The sequence below is a fragment of the Mycobacterium innocens genome (genome assembly GCF_900566055.1).
GTDB classification, from domain to species: domain Bacteria; phylum Actinomycetota; class Actinomycetes; order Mycobacteriales; family Mycobacteriaceae; genus Mycobacterium; species Mycobacterium innocens.
Genome location: NZ_UPHQ01000052.1, coordinates 22,965 through 41,094 on the forward strand (window position 1 = coordinate 22,965; position 18,130 = coordinate 41,094).

At 66.3% G+C, this 18,130-nt stretch carries 16 protein-coding genes and 1 pseudogene; 11 read left to right on the top strand and 6 right to left on the bottom strand.

Features of this window, described 5'->3' with window-relative positions; all coding sequences use genetic code 11:
* Window positions 1–3: 3 nt before the first annotated feature.
* Window positions 4–2,346 (bottom strand): nitric-oxide reductase large subunit, encoded by a 2,343-nt coding sequence (locus EET03_RS06445; protein ID WP_075543349.1) that lies wholly within the window; start codon window positions 2,344–2,346, stop codon window positions 4–6.
* 237 nt (window positions 2,347–2,583) lie between these two features.
* On the opposite strand from EET03_RS06445, the gene EET03_RS06450 reads away from it, so the two are divergent.
* The 3 genes from EET03_RS06450 to EET03_RS06460 are packed head-to-tail and all read left to right on the top strand — an operon-like array spanning window position 2,584 to window position 5,809.
* Complete coding sequence (locus EET03_RS06450; RefSeq protein WP_063470742.1) at window positions 2,584–3,384, top strand: universal stress protein; 801 nt, start codon at window positions 2,584–2,586, stop codon at window positions 3,382–3,384.
* Between the two features lie 34 nt (window positions 3,385–3,418).
* Window positions 3,419–4,066: a hypoxia response regulator transcription factor DosR/DevR gene (dosR, locus tag EET03_RS06455; protein ID WP_023371952.1), complete on the top strand. Its 648-nt coding sequence runs from the start codon at window positions 3,419–3,421 to the stop codon at window positions 4,064–4,066.
* Window positions 4,067–4,075: 9 nt separating this feature from the next.
* Window positions 4,076–5,809: a GAF domain-containing sensor histidine kinase gene (locus EET03_RS06460; RefSeq protein ID WP_075543348.1), complete on the top strand. Its 1,734-nt coding sequence runs from the start codon at window positions 4,076–4,078 to the stop codon at window positions 5,807–5,809.
* Here the strand turns inward: EET03_RS06460 and EET03_RS06465 are convergent.
* A complete protein-coding gene (locus EET03_RS06465; RefSeq protein ID WP_075543347.1) occupies window positions 5,789–6,787 on the bottom strand; it encodes an Acg family FMN-binding oxidoreductase in 999 nt (332 codons plus the stop codon). The two genes, EET03_RS06460 and EET03_RS06465, sit on opposite strands and share 21 nt — an antisense overlap.
* A 184-nt stretch (window positions 6,788–6,971) precedes the next feature.
* Here EET03_RS06465 and EET03_RS06470 point away from each other — a divergent pair, with 184 nt between their 5' ends.
* Window positions 6,972–8,363: a WS/DGAT/MGAT family O-acyltransferase gene (locus EET03_RS06470; protein ID WP_099194337.1), complete on the top strand. Its 1,392-nt coding sequence runs from the start codon at window positions 6,972–6,974 to the stop codon at window positions 8,361–8,363.
* Window positions 8,364–8,403: 40 nt separating this feature from the next.
* On the opposite strand, the gene EET03_RS06475 is transcribed toward EET03_RS06470, so the two are convergent.
* The 3 genes from EET03_RS06475 to EET03_RS06485 are packed head-to-tail and all read right to left on the bottom strand — an operon-like array spanning window position 8,404 to window position 10,273.
* Window positions 8,404–8,832, bottom strand: a complete 429-nt coding sequence (locus EET03_RS06475; RefSeq protein WP_063470746.1) for a pyridoxamine 5'-phosphate oxidase family protein — start codon at window positions 8,830–8,832, stop codon at window positions 8,404–8,406.
* A 4-nt stretch (window positions 8,833–8,836) separates the two neighbouring features.
* The gene (locus EET03_RS06480; protein ID WP_099194024.1) at window positions 8,837–9,853 is read right to left on the bottom strand and encodes an Acg family FMN-binding oxidoreductase; all 1,017 of its coding nucleotides are present in this window, start codon (window positions 9,851–9,853) and stop codon (window positions 8,837–8,839) included.
* Between the two features lie 18 nt (window positions 9,854–9,871).
* The gene (locus tag EET03_RS06485) at window positions 9,872–10,273 is read right to left on the bottom strand and encodes an MMPL family transporter (protein WP_244232258.1); all 402 of its coding nucleotides are present in this window, start codon (window positions 10,271–10,273) and stop codon (window positions 9,872–9,874) included.
* Between the two features lie 58 nt (window positions 10,274–10,331).
* On the opposite strand from EET03_RS06485, the pseudogene EET03_RS06490 reads away from it, so the two are divergent.
* The 4 genes and pseudogenes from EET03_RS06490 to EET03_RS06505 all read left to right on the top strand — a co-directional run.
* Window positions 10,332–10,703: pseudogene (locus tag EET03_RS06490) on the top strand (zinc-binding dehydrogenase); the annotation flags it as partial.
* A gap of 168 nt (window positions 10,704–10,871) precedes the next feature.
* Window positions 10,872–12,242, top strand: coding sequence for an HNH endonuclease signature motif containing protein (locus EET03_RS06495; protein WP_075543346.1), 1,371 nt, complete (start codon window positions 10,872–10,874; stop codon window positions 12,240–12,242).
* A gap of 29 nt (window positions 12,243–12,271) precedes the next feature.
* Window positions 12,272–12,475: a hypothetical protein gene (locus EET03_RS30735; protein WP_075543345.1), complete on the top strand. Its 204-nt coding sequence runs from the start codon at window positions 12,272–12,274 to the stop codon at window positions 12,473–12,475.
* 9 nt (window positions 12,476–12,484) lie between these two features.
* On the top strand, window positions 12,485–14,068 hold the full coding sequence (locus tag EET03_RS06505) for an FAD-binding oxidoreductase (RefSeq protein WP_075543344.1): 1,584 nt from the start codon (window positions 12,485–12,487) through the stop codon (window positions 14,066–14,068).
* On the opposite strand, the gene EET03_RS06510 is transcribed toward EET03_RS06505, so the two are convergent.
* Complete coding sequence (locus EET03_RS06510) at window positions 14,069–15,442, bottom strand: FAD-dependent oxidoreductase (RefSeq protein WP_075543343.1); 1,374 nt, start codon at window positions 15,440–15,442, stop codon at window positions 14,069–14,071. It lies immediately after the preceding gene.
* Between the two features lie 109 nt (window positions 15,443–15,551).
* Here EET03_RS06510 and prfB point away from each other — a divergent pair, with 109 nt between their 5' ends.
* Genes prfB through EET03_RS30095 form a run of 3 tightly spaced genes read left to right on the top strand, consistent with a single transcriptional unit; the run spans window position 15,552 to window position 18,119 of the window.
* Entirely contained in the window at window positions 15,552–16,670 is a 1,119-nt protein-coding gene (gene prfB, locus EET03_RS06515; RefSeq protein WP_075543342.1) for a peptide chain release factor 2, read from the top strand.
* Window positions 16,657–17,652 carry a mechanosensitive ion channel family protein gene (locus tag EET03_RS06520; RefSeq protein WP_099194025.1) on the top strand — a complete coding sequence of 332 codons (996 nt, stop codon included), beginning with the start codon at window positions 16,657–16,659 and terminating at the stop codon, window positions 17,650–17,652. The genes prfB and EET03_RS06520 overlap by 14 nt, the downstream gene beginning before the upstream one ends.
* Before the next feature lie 2 nt (window positions 17,653–17,654).
* The gene (locus tag EET03_RS30095; protein WP_081254898.1) at window positions 17,655–18,119 is read left to right on the top strand and encodes an Rv3103c family proline-rich protein; all 465 of its coding nucleotides are present in this window, start codon (window positions 17,655–17,657) and stop codon (window positions 18,117–18,119) included.
* Window positions 18,120–18,130: the final 11 nt, after the last annotated feature.

Here is an 18,130-nt window from a genome sequence, read left to right on the forward strand (position 1 = left end):
CGCTCAGTTCCTCGCCGGCGACTTAACACCGGGTGTCGGCTCCGCCCGAACCTCGGTGTAAAGCGGATGTTCCGGCAATTCCTCGACCGTCGAACCGGAGCGGAAGTTGCGCAGCGCGGTCCAGGCGATCCATACGAACGGCAGCACGCCGCCGACGATGAGGATCAGATCACCGGGCATCCGCAGCCATTCGATCACCGCGTTGCCGGGCTTGGTGACGTAACCCAGCGACCGCGCCTCGAAATAGCCGTCGTTGACCGAGTGGTAGAGCTGCAGGATACCCAGCGGCAGCAGGGTGGCGAACACCATCCAGGCCAAGCCGATGTTCATGCCCCAGAACGAGATTCGCGCCAGCTTCTCCGGCCACTTGTCGGCCGGGATCACATAGCGGAAGGCGAACATCGCCAGGCCGACGGCCAGCATGCCGTATACCCCCATCATGGCCGCGTGCCCGTGGTTTGCCGTCAGCGCGGTGCCGATCTCGTAGTAGGACACCACCGGCAGGTTGATCAGGAATCCGAAGATGCCCGCTCCGACAAAGTTCCAGAACCCGACCGCGACCAGGAACATGACCGCCCAGCGATGCGGGAACGGGTTGCCGTCGCCGGACTGCTGGCGCGCACCCAGCTGCAGGAACGCCCACGCCTCGACCGTCAGGAAGGTCAACGGAATGACCTCGGCAGCCGAGAAGAAGGCGCCCAGCGCCATGTGCTCCACCGGGGTACCCGAGAAGTACAGGTGGTGCATGGTGCCGATGACGCCGCCGGCGGAGTACAGGATGACATCGAGGAAGATCACGCCCAGGGCAATGCGTTCACGCACCACACCCAGCAGCACGAACATGTAGGCCACCATCACGGTGGTGAAGAGTTCGAGGAAGTCCTCGACCCACAGGTGCACCACCCAGAACCGCCAGAAGTCGGCGACGGTGTAGTGGGTGCCGCTGCTGGCCAACAACCCGACGGCGTAGAAGGTGGGGATCGCCAGGCCGGAGAAGAAGAACAACCACGGCATGTTCATCTTCGACTCGCCCTTGAGCCGGGCGCGCATGCCGCGGAAGATGATGGCGATCCAGACGAACATGCCGACGATCAGCAGGATCTGCCACAGCCGCGGCAGGTCGAGGTACTCCCACTGCTGGGAGAGCAGCCCGCCCTGGGGAATCACCCCGTAGATGGAGAGCGCCTCGCAAATCAGCGAGCCGAACACCACGACGGCAACCGCGCCCAGCAACACGTAGGCCAGCAGGCCCTGGCGTTTGGGCTCCCGACGGCTGATGAACGGCACCAGGAAGATGCCGCCCGCCAGAAACGCCGCCGCGGTCCAGAACAGCGCCAGCTGCAGATGCCAGGTGCGGGCCAGGTTGTACGGCAGCAGCCGAGCCAAGTCCAGGCCGAAGAAGTTCGACAAGTCGGCCCGATAGTGCTCGGCGGCGGCGCCCAGCAATGTTTGGGCCAGAAAGAGCACCGACACGATCGCGAAGAACCAGATGGTCGCCCGCTGGGCCGGAGTCAGGCTCACCTCGCCGGGTTGGCGGAAGGAAAGGTTGGACGCCTCGGCGCTGTGCCAGCCGACCTTCTGGCTCCAGCGTCCGTAGATCGCGAACATGATCCCGATGCCGCCCAGCAACGCGATCAGCGACAGCGCCGACCACAGGATCACCGCTGCGGTCGGACCGTTGTCCACCCGCTGCTCGGCCGGCCAGTTGTTGGTGTAGCTGTACCTGTGGCCGGGCCGCTCGGCGGCGGCCGCCCATGCCGTCCAGGCGAAGAACGCGGTCAGGTCCCGGATTTGTGCCTTGTCGGTGATCAGCTGCGGCAGCAGCCCGTACTTGGTCGAGTTCTCCCCGAAGTAGGCCCCGTAGTGGTTTTGGATCCGCCCGAACGCCGCGGCCTGGCGGTCGGTGAACACCAGCGTCTTGGTATCGGGGTTGTAGCGGTTGGTCCGGAATTCGGTGACCACCCGATCGCGGGGGTCGGCCACGCCTTGGGCCCGTAGCTGATCGGCGACGTCGTCGGTGGCCATGCGCAGGTAGTCGGCGGTGTAGTCGGGCCCCAGGTAGGCGCCGTGGCCGAGCACCGAACCGTATTGCATGAGGCCACGCGCCTGGTAGAGCTCTTGGCCGCGGGTGATGTCGTCGCCGGTGAACAGGACCTGGCCCGATTCGGTGACGACCTTGTCCGGCATCGGCATCGCCGCGGTATACGTGCGGTAGACCAGGATTCCCATCACCAGGAAGCCGAAGATCATCACCAGGGCCACACCCTGAATCCAGCCCTTCCCGATCAAGGGGCGCGACGATTGCCGGCTGGGAATTGGCGATGACGATGTCTGTTGAGCAGCCATTCCGAGATCTCCTGTCTGGATGATGGGCTGTACCGCCGCGGATTCAACTCCTTGTTCACTTGCAACGACGGCTCGTAAACATCCAATTCGTCTATCGCCGCGCTGGCAATAGTGCGTTTGACTGGCCGGTGTTCTGTAGGGACCAATGGCACTGATATCGGGACCAACGCCCCTGGGTAAGCCGGGTGCCTCATCGATAACGTGCGAATAGCCAACGGCTCAGCAGAGGAGAGCACGATGAGCAACCCGTCAGCTCCGGCGGTGGTTGTCGGTATCGACGGATCGAAGGCGGCAACCCAGGCGGCGTTATGGGCAATCGACGAGGCGCTCAGCCGCGACATTCCGCTGCGGTTGGTGTATGTCATCGATCCGCTGGAGCCGTCGGGCGGTGGTGGTCGTGATGGTCGCCTAGGCACGGCGCACGCGGCACTTTTCGACGTATGCCGTGCCGTGGAAGCCACCGGACACCCGGTCAAGGTGGAAACCGAAGTCCTACGGGGCCGGCCGCTGACCAAGCTGATGGAGGAGTCCAGGTCGGCGGTGATGGTCTGTGTCGGGTCCATCGGGCTCAACCACGCGCGCCGCGGCGAGGGCTCGGTCGCGGCGACCCTGGCCGGATCGGCGCTATGCCCGGTGGCGGTCATTCAGGTGCCCCCCGGCGGAGTGCCGGTGCCGAAAGTCAGCACGGTGGTCGCGGAGGTGAACAACGGTTCGGTGCTGCGGCATGCGTTCGAGGAGGCAAGGCTGCGGGGAGTTGCGCTGCGGGCACTTTCGGCACGGATGGCCGAGACATCGGGCGACACCGGCGACGGAAACCGTTTGGCGCAAGCGCAACTGAGCCGCCGGCTGGCCCGGTGGACTCGGCTGTACCCCGACGTCAAGGTCGAGTCGACCGTCATCCGCGGACATGCCTGCCGTTACATCGCCGCCAACGCCAAGCCGGACCAGCTGTATGTCACCGACTCCCATGCCGCGCAGGCGTGCAACGTCTACAGCGCAGGATGCTCGGTGCTGACCGTACGCAGTGGCAACTTGTAGGAACAGTCAATCTCGGTATCTCAGGAGTGAAGTCTTGGTAACAGTCTTCTTGGTCGACGACCACGAGGTGGTACGGCGCGGCCTGATCGACCTGCTCGACGCGGACCCTCAACTCGAGGTCGTCGGTGAGGCGGGTTCGGTTGGCGAAGCCATGGCCAGAATTCCGGCGGCTAACCCCGATGTGGCGGTGCTCGACGTCCGGTTGCCCGACGGCAACGGCATCGAGCTGTGCCGAGATCTGTTGTCGCGCATGCCGGAACTGCGCTGTCTGATCCTGACCTCGTACACCTCCGATGAGGCGATGTTGGATGCGATCCTGGCCGGTGCCAGTGGCTATGTCGTCAAGGACATCAAGGGAATGGAATTGGCCCGTGCGGTCAAAGAAGTGGGCGCGGGACGGTCGCTGCTCGACAATCGGGCAGCGGCGGCGTTGATGTCCAAACTGCGGGGTGGTGTCGAGAAGCCGGACCCGTTGTCCGGCCTGACCGATCAGGAGCGGACGCTGCTGGGGCTGTTGAGCGAGGGTCTTACCAACAAGCAGATCGCCGACCGGATGTTCTTGGCCGAAAAGACGGTGAAGAACTACGTATCCCGGCTGTTGGCCAAGCTGGGAATGGAGCGCCGAACGCAGGCCGCGGTATTCGCAACGCAGTTGCAGCGCTCGCGGCCGGGCGCTGGATGACGCGCACCCATGGCTGACAACAGGCTTCCCGTCGGTACGGGCCTAACCCTGGATTCCGGTCTGCGTCCGCTGCGCCAAACGCTTTCCCAGCTCCGGCTGCGTGAGCTGCTGGTGGAAGTGCAAGAGCGGGTCGAGCAGATCGTGGAGGGCCGCGACCGCCTCGACGGGCTGGTGGAAGCCATGCTCGTCGTCACGTCGGGTCTGGACTTGGACGCGACCCTGCGCACGATCGTGCACTCGGCGACCAATCTCGTCGATGCCCGCTACGGTGCCCTGGAGGTGCACGATCGGGACAAGCGGGTGCTGCAGTTCGTCTATGAGGGCTTCGACGAAGAGACCGTCCAGCGGATCGGCCACCTGCCCCAGGGCCTCGGCATCATCGGCCTGCTCATCGACGAGCCCAAACCGCTACGGCTGGACGACCTTTCATTGCATCCGGCATCGGTGGGCTTTCCGGCCAACCATCCGCCCATGAGCACCTTCCTCGGGGTGCCGGTTCGGGTGCGCGACATGTCGCTGGGCACGTTGTACCTGACCGACAAGACCAACGGTCACCCGTTCAGCGACGACGACGAATTGCTGGTCCAGGCGCTGGCCGCGGCCGCGGGCATCGCCATTGCCAACGCCCGGCTGTACCAACAGGCCACGATGCGACAGTCGTGGATCGAGGCCACCCGTGACATCGCCACCGAATTGCTCTCCGGCGCCGAACCCGCGACGGTATTTCGGCTTGTCGCCGAGGAGGCGCTCAAGCTGACCGCGGCCGACGCGGCTCTGGTGGCAATTCCGGACGACGAGAGCGTGCCGGCCGCCGACGTGACGGAGCTGCTGGTGATCGAGACGGTGGGCAGCGCTGTGGCTTCCGTTATGGGGCAAGTTATTTCGTTGGCAGACACAGCGCTTGCGGATGTCTGCGTCGACAGCAGCCCCAAACAGGTCGAGAAGTTTGCGCTGGACGGTGTCGACGTCGCGGGTCCGGCCCTGCTGTTGCCGCTGCGGGCTACCGATACGTGCGCCGGCGTCGTCGTGCTGTTGCGTCACGACAGTTCCGGACCGGCCACCGAGGACCAACTCGAGATGATGGCGGCCTTCTCCGACCAGGCCGCGCTGGCGCTGCAGCTGGCCAGCTCGCAGCGGCGGATGCGTGAGCTCGACGTCGTGACCGAGCGCGACCGGATCGCACGCGACCTGCACGACCACGTGATCCAGCGGCTCTTCGCCGTCGGTCTGGCGTTGCAGGCTGCCGTTCCGCGGGCGCGGGTTCCCGAAGTGCAGCAACGACTTTCGGAAGCGGTTGATGATCTGCAGGGGGTCATCCAGGACATCCGCACCACGATTTTCGACCTGCACGGAGGCTCGCAGGGGATCACCCGGCTCCGGCAGCGAATCGATGCCGCCGTCGCCCAATTCGCCGGCTCGGGATTGCGCACCTCGGTGCAATTCGTCGGCCCGCTGTCGGTGGTCGACAACCTGCTGGCCGATCACGCCGAGGCGGTGGTCAGGGAAGCGGTCAGCAACGCCGTTCGCCACGCGCGGGCCACGACTCTGATGGTCCGGGTCAACGTCGCCGACGACTTGTGCATCGAGGTGAGCGATAACGGATGCGGAATGCCCGACCAGTTCACCGCCAGCGGCCTGATCAATCTGCGCCGGCGCGCTGAGGAGGCCGGTGGTGCATTCGCCATAGAAGGCGCCGCCAGTGGCGGCACATTGTTGCGCTGGTCAGCCCCGCTCCTCCAGTAGCTCCCGGAGCCCGTCGACGACCTGCGACAGACTACGCCGCGGCGTGGCCGGTAACGGGTCGGCATTGATCGGCGCCCAACCGACTCGAAGCAGCATCTGCGGGTAGCCGCTGTCGCCGAACACGTCCGCGCGAACGGCGTCACGCGTGCTCTGGAGTTCCAATGGTTCGGTGATCGGGCAGGACGCCAATCCCATGGCGGTCGCGGTCAACAGGACGGCGCTGGTTGCCTCCCCGGCCCGCAGCCGAGACACCCGGTCGTCGTGGTCGGTGCCCAGGGCCAGGATGACGCCGCCGTCGTCGGCGGGCGAGACGCCGGAGGGTTGGGCCAGCGCCGGCGCCGCGAACAGCCGGCCGGGGATCGGGGCGCTGCGATCCGACGGCGGAGTGTTCCGGGCCGGAACCCCGGCCACTCCGCCGTACCGCCCACTCCACGTTGTGAGCTCGCGGATATACCCTTCGTCGCCCGCATGGCTCCACACAGCTTGGGCGACAATTGATCTCATCTTGTCCAGCGCGTCGACCCGGCGGAGCATAACCCCACAGCGAGCCGCCCGCGCGGCCATCTGGGCGACGTCACCTCCGGCCACCGGCCAGCTGCTGTAGACGCGACGGTCGGTCCGGCGCCGCGGGATGGCCGCGGCGAGCGCGATGTCGACGTGATCGGCATCCTGGGCCTGGACCTCGATGGTCGCGAGGCGGCGGGGGTTGTCCGGATCGGGCAAGCGGTTTACCTTGGCGCGCCAGCCCATCGACGCCAAGGCAACGACACAATGATGCAGCGCGACACCGCAGCTGATGATCAGATCGCGCCCGTCCGGGTCGGTGCTGTGCAGTTGCATGTCGGGCTCGGAGAACAGGTCCAGACTTGCCGCGCTTACCCGCCACCGCCACGGTTGGGTGTTGTGGACCGAGGGTGCGCGGGTGGCCAGCGTGAGGACCGCTCGAAGGGCGCCCGCGTCCGGGAATTGGGCATTCATGGCTGCCTTTCCGGTTCAGACCAGCCGTCCCATCGCTGTCATGCATCAAGGATCGGGGCGGGGCAATTGATCGTGGCAGAGGACGAAGCCCTCGGCAAGCAGGGACCTTTGGCCCTGCTGCGATGCCCGGGCGCGAGGCATAGTGGTACCGAGAGTTGCAGATAACTGGGAAAAGACGCTGATGATGACTCACCTGACGACGCTGGATGCCGGGTTTCTCAAGGCCGAAGATGTTGATCCGCGAGTCAGTCTGGCCATCGGTGGCCTCGCGGTCATCGAAGGCCCAGCCCCTGACCAGGATGTGCTGGTGTCGCTGTTTGCCGAGCGCATTCGCGCCTGTCCGCGGTTCGGGCAACGGTTGCGGCTGCACCCGTTGGACCTGGGTGCTCCCGAATGGGTGGACGACCCGGACTTCGACATCGACCGGCACGTGCGGCGGGTTGCGGTGCCGCATCCGGGCGACGACCGCGAGCTGTACCGGCTGGTCGCCGACGTGATGGCCCGGCGTTTGGACCGCGACCGCCCGCTGTGGGAGTTCTGGGTCATCGAAGGTCTCACCGACGACAGGTGGGCAATGCTGACCAAGGTCCACCACTGCATGGCCGACGGAATCGCGGCTTCCCACATCCTGGCCGGATTGTGCGACCCCAGCGGTCATGTCGCTCGGGACAGTTTCGCGGACCAGACCCACGCCGCGCTGAAACCAGAGTTGGGCGCATCGAATCCACTGAGCCTGCTGAGCGGCCTATGGACTGCCCCCGGCGCGATCACGTCAGGTATCGTCCGCATCGTCCGGGGCGCCGGCGAACTGTTCGCCGGTCTGTTGACCCCCGCCGAGTCGACGCTGAACGGGCCGCTGAGCGACTTGCGTCGGTTCGCCGGGGCGCGGGTCTCGCTGGCCGATCTCGATTTGGTGTGTCAGACGTTCGGTGTCACCATCAACGACGTTGCCCTGGCGGCGATTACCGAGAGCTACCGCAACGTCCTGGTCTCGCGTGGGCAGCGGCCGCGGCCGGGTTCGTTGCGCACCTTGGTACCGGTTTCGGTCCGTTCTACGGACGCCTTCGGCGAGATCGGCAATCGCGTATCGGCGATGCTTCCGAATCTGCCTGTGGAGGAAGAGGATCCGGTGCAGCGGCTGCGAAGCGTGCATGAACGGTTGAGCCAGGCCAAGACCAGCGGTCAGCCGCAGGCCGGAAATGTGTTCATGTCGGTTGCGAATCGCCTTCCATTCGCGATGACGGCCCGGGCGGTCGGCCTGCTGATGCGGTTGCCCCAGCGTGGGATCGTGACGGTGGCGACGAATGTGCGCGGGCCGCGTCACCCGCTGAAGGTCTTGGGCAAAAGGGTGGTCGCGGTATTCCCGGTTCCGCCGCTGGCGATGCACCTGCGAACCGGTGTTGCGATGCTCAGCTACGCCGACGACCTATGCTTCGGCATTCTCACCGACTATGGCGCGGTGGCCGACATCGATCAACTGGCGCGGGGAATCGAAGCCGCGGTAGCCCGGCTGGTGGCAATCAGCAAGCGGCGCAAGGCCCGTCGCAGCAAGGGGACGTTATCCCTGGTCGTGTGACCGTATTTGTTCTGTGCGTTCGTCGACCGGTGACCGGTCGTCACGCAAACGTCTCGGTGCGGTCCGGCTCCGGTCCGAACAAGAAACGCCGGCCGGTGATTTCGGACGGGATAATCCGCACGTAGTGCAGCTTCAACGTCGCGACCCATGGCCGCAGTTGGGCCTGCTCGGCTTTCTGGACCTCTGCGTCGGTACGCAGAACCCGTGCATGGCCTTTGACGATGACACTCCAGCCTTCCACCGCATTGTGATCGTCGGCCTCGAATGCGACCGGGCTATTCGTCACGGCGAGAAACAATTTCGTGCCCTCGGCCGTTCGGAAGAGCACTGTGCGGTCCTGCACGACATAGTTGACCGGGAAGATCTCGGGCTCGCCGGCGATGCTTGTCACCAGTCGGCCGAGCGCGGCGCTGCTCAGGAGTTTCCAGCTCTCGTCGTCTGATAGGAAGGTAACTGGCTCGTCGGGCATCGGCTCAACCTTTCTCGGGCTTTTCGCGAATTTCAAGGACGGTGTTCAGCGGCCGCCGCGGTGTGGGCGGGGGAGCGTCGTCGATCGGCGGCGTGATCCCCACGCGTACCAGGACTTGCGGCTCGCCGGGGTGGCCGATCAGGCCGCGGACGATGTTACGGCTTTCGCTCGATTCGATGAGATGGGACAGCGTGCAGGTCGCCATACCGGCCATGGTGCATTCGAGCAGGACGGTCGACAACGCTTCGCCGCACCGCAATACGTCCAGCTGGGTGTCGTCAGGTGTGGACAGCACCAGGATTTTCGACCAGTCGGCCGTGATCTGCGGGCGGCGCTGCTGGTGGCCCCGCACCGGGAAATCCCTGCCGACGTCGACTCGGAGGCGTTCGGTATCGGATGCCAGTGAGCTCGGTGGTACACCCTCTGCCAATGCGAATGGCGAAGTCCACCAGTCGAGTTCGGCATGATAAGACGGATCGTCACGGCGCAGGGCTTCGCTGTACTGTGACGCCTGCACCAGTAGTGGTCGTTGCTCGTCGGCGAGGACATCCAGCATCGCGGCGTCGTCGTCAATGGCGGCGCGCAGTGCAGGCTCGAAAAGGTCCCAGTAACTGGGGCGGTCCAACGGAAGCCGATCGGTTCGGCGGTGCAGAATCGCCTCGGCCCGCTGTCGCTGGGCCGCGGTGACGTGATCGGTGGGGCGAAATTCGACTGTGGCCAGGTGGTCGGGGCGGCTCGGGGTGGGGAAGCGAGTGATGCTCGGCTGCCACTGCACGGCCGTCATCGCGACGCGCAGGTGATCGAGTGCCGCGCCGCAGCTGAGGAGTGCTTCACGGCCGGAATGATCTGTGGCCCGTACGATTCGATGGCGATCGACGAACAGGTGGGCGGTGTAGACGTGGGCATTGTGCTCTACGACCCACCGCCACGGTTGACTGTTGTGCACCGACGGGGCGCGGCAGGCCAGTAGCACTGCGTTCGCGAGCACCTCGATGTCCACACCGTTGACGTTACGGGCCATTGTCCGTGGTTGATAGGGTCATTCGTCATTTCGGCAAATGTCTAGTGTCACTGTGGTTTCACGGTAATCGGCGGGCCGTTTGTTGAGGGTGGTATCGGGCGGGTCGCAGGTTGCGGGTGTCCAGCGGGATTCACGGCTCGAGAGACGCGCAGAATCCGTCGCTGACCGAGCAGTCAAGGCAGGCTTGCGGATTCGTCGATGCCGATGGGCTCGTGCAGGCGCGCCAACGGCGCGGGCGCCCACCAATTCCACTGGCCCATGAGGTACATGAACGCCGGGAACCAGGATCATCCGCACCACGGCGGCGTCGACCAGCACCGCTATCGTGAGCCCGAGACCGAACATCCGCATGAACGAGACGTCGGCAGAAGTCAGTGCCGCAAAGCTGATCGCCATGATCAACGCTGCGGCGGTGATCATGCGGCCGGTGTGGGCGAGGCCGCGGGAGACGCTTTCGTCATTGGCGGCTTGTCGTGGGGCCGGGGCCATCATCTCCGCGACGGGCGGTCACGGTGCGGATTCGGTGATCGACGCCGTCGGCACGGACACATCGATGACTGACGCGATCAACGCGGTCCGGCCCGGTGGCACCGTCTCGGTAGTCGGATTGCATGATCTGCAGCCGTTGCCGCTGCCCGCGCTGCCCTGCCTGTTACGCAGCATCACGCCGCGAATGACCACCGCGCCGGTGCAGCGAACCTGGCCGGAATTGATTCCATTGCTTGCATCCGGTCCGCTCGACGTCGACGGCATCTTCACTGCCAGAATGCCATTGGACGAAGCGGTCAAGGGCTACGCGATTGCCGGGTCCCGGTCCGGTGAGCAGGTGAAGGTTTTGCTCACGCCGTGACGGTGATGCGCGCGGTAGCGGTGACAGCCGGTAGGACGCCCAGACAAGACAAATCAACCCAAGGACACGCCAACGGACCGTCAGTCAGTGCGAGGGTCAGCACCGGCAGCGGGAGGGCCCCATCGGTTCATCACCATCAATGGCGGTGGCCCACGATAGCAGTCGAACATGCTTTCGACTAGTCGAGAAGAGGTCGTCGCGGCCTTCGATGCGCTTAAGGCGACAATGGCACGGCTGCTTGAGCTCTCCTTCGACGCGTTGACCACTCCCGAACGGCTGGCGTTGCTGGAGCACTGTGAGATGACGCGGCGTCAGCTGCCCAGCATCGAACACTCGCTGATCAATCAGATTGCCGAGCAGTCCACCGAGGAGGAATTGGGCGGTAGGCTGCCGGCCGCGTTGGCCAGCCGGCTGCGGATCACCCGCGCTGAGGCCGGCCGGCGGGTGGGCGAGGCCGCCGAGTTGGGGCAGCGTCTGGCCTTGACCGGCGAGCCGTTGGCGCCGCAGCTGACCGCCACCGCTGGCGCACAGCGCGCCGGGCATATCGGCGAGGGGCATGTTCGGGTGATCCGCGACTTTTTCCGCCACCTGCCTGTCGATGTGGACATCGAGACGCGGGAGAAGGCCGAAGCGCATCTGGCCCGGTTGGCCGCCCAGTACCGGCCCGACCAACTGGCTAAACTCGCGCAGCGGCTGATGGACTGCCTTAACCCCGACGGCACCTATTCCGATGACGACCGGGCGCGGCGGCGCGGCCTGATCCTGGGCACGCAGGGTCTTGATGGGATGTCGCGACTCAGTGGCTGGCTGACGCCGGAAACCCGCGCCAGCGTCGAGGCGGTTCTGGCCAAACTAGGCGCCCCGGGCATGTGCAACCCGGCCGACGAGAGCCCGGTAGTCGACGGCCCGGCTCCCGAAGCGGCCGCCCAGCGTGATACCCGCTCGGAAGGCCAACGCAATCACGACGCCCTCAACGCCGCGTTGCGCGGGTTATTGGCCAGCGGAAAGTTGGTGCAGCACAACGGGTTACCGGCCAGCATCATCGTGTCCACTACGCTCAAAGACCTCGAATCGGCGTCCGGAAGAGGACTCACCGGCGGCGGCACCCTGCTGCCCATGTCGGATGTGATCCGCCTGGCCCGCCACGCGAGTCATTATCTGGCGATCTTCGACCACGGGAAACCGCTGGCGCTGTATCACAGCAAGCGGCTGGCCTCGCCCGGGCAGCGAATTGTCTTGTACGCCAAAGAACGTGGCTGCTCAGCGCCGGGCTGCGATGTGCCGGGGTATCGCTGCGAGGTCCATCATGTGCGGGAGTGGGCCACCTCCCGTCGCACCGATATCGACCAACTCACCCTGGCCTGCGGAGCCGACCACAAACTCCTCGACACCGGCTGGACCACCCGCAAGAACGCCAGGGGAGACACCGAATGGATCCCACCGCCCCACCTAGACCACGGCCAACCCCGCACCAACACGTTCCACCACGCGGAAAAACTCCTCCGCGACGCAGACGATGACGACGACGAAGGGGGTTGACCGGGCCGGTGTCATGGCATGCTGAACGCATGGCAGGCAAGGAAATCGATCGGGTCCGGGCGACAAGCGCGCTCGCAGTGATCAAACAGCACCCCGGAATGGTGCTGTTCGCGTTGTCACCGGTGCTGGCATTGCTGGCCGTCATCTGGTGGCTGGCGGGCGCCGGCTGGGCCATCGCTGCGACGCTGGTGCTGCTGGTGGTGGGCGGAGCCGTCGTCGTCGTCAAACGCTGACCACAGAGCATGCGTTCGTGGTGGGGTTGGGGTGACGTCGAGGATGCGCTGTCGGAGCGGGAGACGCAGGCACTGGTGTCGCGCGTCGCAGCGCTGCTGCCCGGCCATGACCTGACCGACCACCAACCCCCGGATCCGACGGCGCTCGGGTTGGCGCCCCCGCGGATCACCCCACCGACGTCGCTGGCCGGGCTGTGCTCGACCGATCCACTCGATCGCGCCGGGCATGCCCGCGGCAAGGCGTTTCGCGACGTCGCGCGCAACCTGCAGGGCCGCCTCGACCATGTCCCGGACCTGATCGTGCGGCCGCGCGGCGAGCAGGACGTGGTCGACGTGCTGGATTGGGGTACGCGCGAGCACGTCGCCGTCATCCCGTACGGGGGCGGCAGCTCGGTGGTCGGTGGAGTGGAGCCGCGCTTCGACGTGCCGGCGGTCACGGTCGACATCGGCGCGCTGGACGCAGTTCTCGACATCGACCGGGTCGGCCGGGCCGCGCGCATCCAGGCGGGCGCGCTCGGGCCGATGATCGAAAACCAGCTTCGCCCACACGATCTCACGCTGCGCCACTTCCCGCAGTCCTTCGGCTTCTCGAGCCTCGGCGGCTGGTTGGCCACCCGTTCCGGCGGACATTTCGCCACCCTGTACACCCACATCGACGACTTGACCGAGTCGATGCGTGTTGTCACCCCGGCCGGAATCAGCGAGTCGCGGCGGCTGCCCGGGTCCGGCGCCGGACCTTCCCCGGACCGGCTGTTCCTCGGGTCGGAGGGCATCCTCGGCATCATCACCGAGGCGTGGATGCGGTTGCAGGACCGACCGCGCTGGCAGCTCACCGCGTCGGTCGCCTTCGACAACTGGACCGCCGCGGTGACGGCAACCCGGACGATCGCACAATCCGGCCTCTACCCGGCGAACTGCCGGCTACTGGACCCGGCCGAGGCGTTTCTCAATGCCGGCACCCCCGTCGGCGGCGGGCTGCTGGTGCTGGCTTTCGAATCGGCGGACCACCCGATTGACGCGTGGCTCGACCGGGCCGTGGAGATAGCCGCCGACCACGGCGGCCGGGTAACCGCGCGGCGCGCCCGCGAAACAGCAACCAGCACAACAGAAAACGATGCCTCCAACAACTGGCGCTCGGCGTTCCTGCGGATGCCCTATCAGCGAGACGCCCTGGCCCGCCGCGGCGTCATCGCCGAAACCTTCGAAACCGCTTGCATCTGGGCCGGATTCGACACCCTGCACGCCGCGGTGACCGATGCCGCCCGGACCGCGATCGCACACGTCTGCGGTACCGGCCTGGTGACCTGCCGATTCACCCATGTCTACCCCGACGGCCCGGCCCCGTACTACGGCATCTACGCGGGCGGACGCTGGGGTTCGCTCGACGCGCAGTGGGACGACATCAAAGCCGCCGTGTCCGAGGCGATCAGCACGGCCGGCGGCACCATCACCCACCACCACGGCGTGGGCCGCGACCACCGTCCGTGGTACGACCGGCAGCGCCCCGACCCGTTCGCGGCGGCCCTGCGCGCGGCGAAGTCCGCGCTCGACCCGGCCGGCATCCTCAACCCGGGTGTGCTTGTGGACCCCTGATCAGCCGTGCCCCACCCGCAGCAACTGGGCGACGTTGGGCAGCTTGACGCGGGGACGCCCGTGCGGCTCCCCGGCCGCCCGTTCGAAGTGATCGATGATTTTCCACTGCGCCGTCGTGACCAGCCGAGGTTGCCGGGATGCCAGCCAGGCGGCCAGCTGCTCGCCATGGTCGGGTGGGAATTCCGTGAGCGCTTCGGTAGCCGCCAAGTCGGCGATCAGGGTGTCGACGGTGTCTTGGGAGTCCTTCTTGTTGGTGCCGATCACACCGGTCGGGCCGCGTTTGATCCACCCCACCACATATTCGTTGCGGCTGCCTTCCACCCGGCCAGCGGTGTTGGGAATGGTCCCGCGTTTCTCGTCGAAAGGCAGTCCGGGTGTCGGCACTCCGCGGTAGCCGACGGAACGCACCACCAGCTGCACCGGCAACTCCTCGCGCTCGCCGGTGTCCCTGGCCGAAACCCACCCGCTCTCGTCGGCGACCAGTTCGTTGCGGCCGAGTACGATCTGCTCCACCTTGCCGTCGCCTCTGATCTCGATCGGGGAAGTCATGAACCGGAACACAATCTTGCGGTGGCCGGGACGCGGTGGGCGCCGGGCGTAATCGCGCAGCACCTTGATGTTCTGCTTGGCGGTCTTGCCGGCCGCCGCCGCGTCCTCGTCGCTGATGCCCTCCAGCTGGGCCGGGTCGACCACCACGTCGACCCCCTCCAGCTCACCCAGTTCCCGCAACTCCAGCGTGGTGAACGCCGCCTGCAGCGGACCGCGCCGGCCGACGAGCACCACTTCCCGGACGCCGCAGGGGCGCAGCGACTCCAGCGCGTGATCGGCGATATCGGTGCACGCCAGCACCTCGGGGTCGGTGACCAGGATGCGCGCGACGTCGATTGCGACGTTGCCGTTGCCGACCACCACAGCCCGGGCACCCGACAGATCCGGTGCGGCATGTTCGAAGTTGGGATGTGCGTTGTACCAGCCCACGAAATCGACGGCGGCGATGCTGCCCGGCAAATCCTCCCCGGGAATGTTCAGCGGCTTGTCGGACTGTGCCCCGACGGCATAGACCACCGCGTCGTAGCGCTCGGCGAGTTCGGCGGGGGAGACGTGTTCGCCCACCACTATGTTGCCGAAGAAGCGGAAGCGGGGGTCTTCGGCCGTCTTCTCGAAGGTTTTGCTGATCGACTTGATCTTGGGATGGTCAGGGGCGACACCGGAGCGAACAAGTCCCCAGGGCGTCGGCAACATCTCCAGCATGTCGACGGCAACGTCGATGTGGTCGGAGCCGTCGGCGGCCTTCAGCAGCGATGCCGCGGCGAAGAACCCCGACGGCCCGGAGCCGACGATGGCGACGTGGTAGGGACGGTGGTGTGGCCGCATGCTCGAGCTTTCTGTTCGTGCCCGGAATGGGATGTGCCGCAGTCGCGCGATGCACTGGTCCCATGATGCTAGACGCTGACCACGGTAACTCCCGGTAACGTGGTCGGCTGTGGAACCCGACCGTCAAGCCGACATCGCTGCCCTTGACTCCACCCTGACCACGGTGGAGCGGGTGCTCGACGTCGACGCTTTGCGGGCCAAGATCGACAAGCTCGAGCACGAGGCGTCCGACCCCAAATTGTGGGACGACCAGGCTCACGCGCAGCGCGTGACCAGCGAGTTGTCGCACGCCCAGGGGGAGCTGCGCCGGGTCGAGCAGCTGCGTAGCCGCCTTGACGACCTGCCGGTGCTCTACGAGCTCGCTGCCGAGGAAGAGGGGGAAGCCGCCGCCGAAGCCCTGGCCGAGGCCGACGCCGAGCTCAAGGCGCTGCGCGCCGACATCGAGGCCACCGAGGTGCGCACCCTGCTGTCGGGCGAATACGACGAGCGTGAGGCGCTGGTCACAATCCGTTCCGGCGCGGGCGGGGTGGATGCGGCCGACTGGGCCGAAATGCTGATGCGGATGTACATCCGCTGGGCCGAGCAACACAAGTATCCGGTCGAGGTCTTCGACACCTCCTACGCCGAAGAAGCCGGCATCAAAAGCGCCACCTTCGCGGTGCATGCGCCGTTCGCCTACGGCACCTTGTCGGTAGAACAGGGCACCCACCGGCTGGTGCGGATCAGCCCCTTCGACAACCAGAGCCGGCGCCAGACGTCGTTCGCCGAAGTCGAGGTGTTGCCGGTGGTAGAGACCACCGACCACATCGACATCCCGGAGGGCGATGTACGGGTCGACGTCTACCGGTCCAGCGGCCCCGGCGGCCAGTCGGTGAACACCACAGACTCTGCGGTGCGTTTAACCCACATCCCAACGGGTATTGTCGTGACTTGCCAGAACGAGAAGTCGCAGCTGCAGAACAAGGTGGCGGCGATGCGGGTTCTTCAGGCAAAGTTGTTGGAACGCAAGCGTTTAGAAGAACGAGCTGAGCTTGATGCGCTGAAAGGCGAGGGCGGCAGCTCGTGGGGTAACCAAATGCGGTCCTACGTACTGCACCCCTATCAGATGGTCAAGGATCTGCGGACCGAATACGAGGTAGGCAATCCGGCGGCCGTCCTGGACGGAGACATCGACGGGTTCCTGGAAGCGGGGATCCGGTGGCGCAACCGAAAAGATGACAGCAACTAACACCACAGTTCTAGCCCTCTCGGTGGCCCGGCGCTGGCACGATTTCTGGCGCGGTCACATCGGCGAATGGATCATCACCCGGGGCCTGCGCGTCGTCATGCTGCTGATCGCTGCGGTGCTGGCGGCCCGCTTCGTCAGCTGGGTGGCCCAACGGGTGACCCGGCAGCTCGACCTCGGCTTCGCCGAAAGCGACGCGCTGGTGCGCTCGGAGGCGACCAAGCACCGACAGGCCGTGGCGTCGGTGATCTCGTGGGTGTCGATCGTGCTCATCGGCATCGTCGTGGTCATGCAGATCGCCGACGTCCTGCGATTTTCGGTGGGCGGCCTGGTCGCGCCGGCCACGGTGGTGGGGGCGGCGCTGGGCTTCGGCGCCCAGCAGCTGGTCAGGGACCTGCTCGCCGGTTTCTTCATCATCGTCGAGCGGCAATACGGTTTCGGAGACCTGGTCAAGCTCACCATCGTGGGGTCGGCAACCGATGCGACCGGCACCGTCGAGAACGTGACGTTGCGGGTGACCAGGCTGCGCTCCGCGGACGGCGAGGTGTTCACCGTCCCCAATGGTCAGATCGTCAAATCTGTCAACCTCTCCAAGGACTGGGCCCGCGCGGTGGTGGATATCCCGGTCTCGACCAACGCCGACCTGAACCGGGTCAACGAGGTCTTGCACCAGGAGTGCGAGCACGCGCGCGACGACGCGGTGCTGGGGGAGTTGCTGCTGGATTCACCCACCGTGATGGGGGTGGAAAGCATCGAAGTCGACACCGTGACACTGCGCCTGGTGGCCCGAACGCTGCCCGGCAAGCAGTTCGAGGCCGGTCGGCAATTGCGGGTGCTGGTCATTCGCGCGCTGGCCCGCTCCGGCATCGTGACCGCGGCCGACGCCACGGTGGGCCTGGTCGAAGACCCTGCGGTGCCGGCTGCCAAAGCTACCGAAGCCGCCGAAGCCGCCGCGTCCGGCGAAGTCAAGGGTGCGGTGCGGTAGCGATGAAGTTCTCGCTCAACGTGCTTGGTAAGCGCGGCGACGATGGCGCGCGGCGCGCCCCGAGCCACCTGTTCGGCGGCCGGGTGCGCACCTCGACGGTGGTGTTGATCATCGTGTTTCTGGCGGTGTGGTGGACCTATGACACCTACCGTCCGGAACCGGCCCCCCCAAGGCCTGCGCAGGTCGTGCCGCCGGGCTTTGTGCCCGATCCCGACTACACCTGGGTGCCGCGGGAGAGAGTGGCACCACCCGTGACAACGCGGGTGCGGCCGACGCCCACCACCACGGCGCCGACGACGGAACCGACGACCACCACCACGACGACCTCGGCTGGCCCGCCGCCGCCGCCGTGTCTGCTGCCGCCGCCCTTCTGCCCGGCGAGCACGACTCCGAGCACCCCGACGCCGTCGCAGCTACCGCAACCAGGACCGGGTCCACCGCCCAGTTCGACGCCCCCGGCCAGTTGAATTTCGCTTCC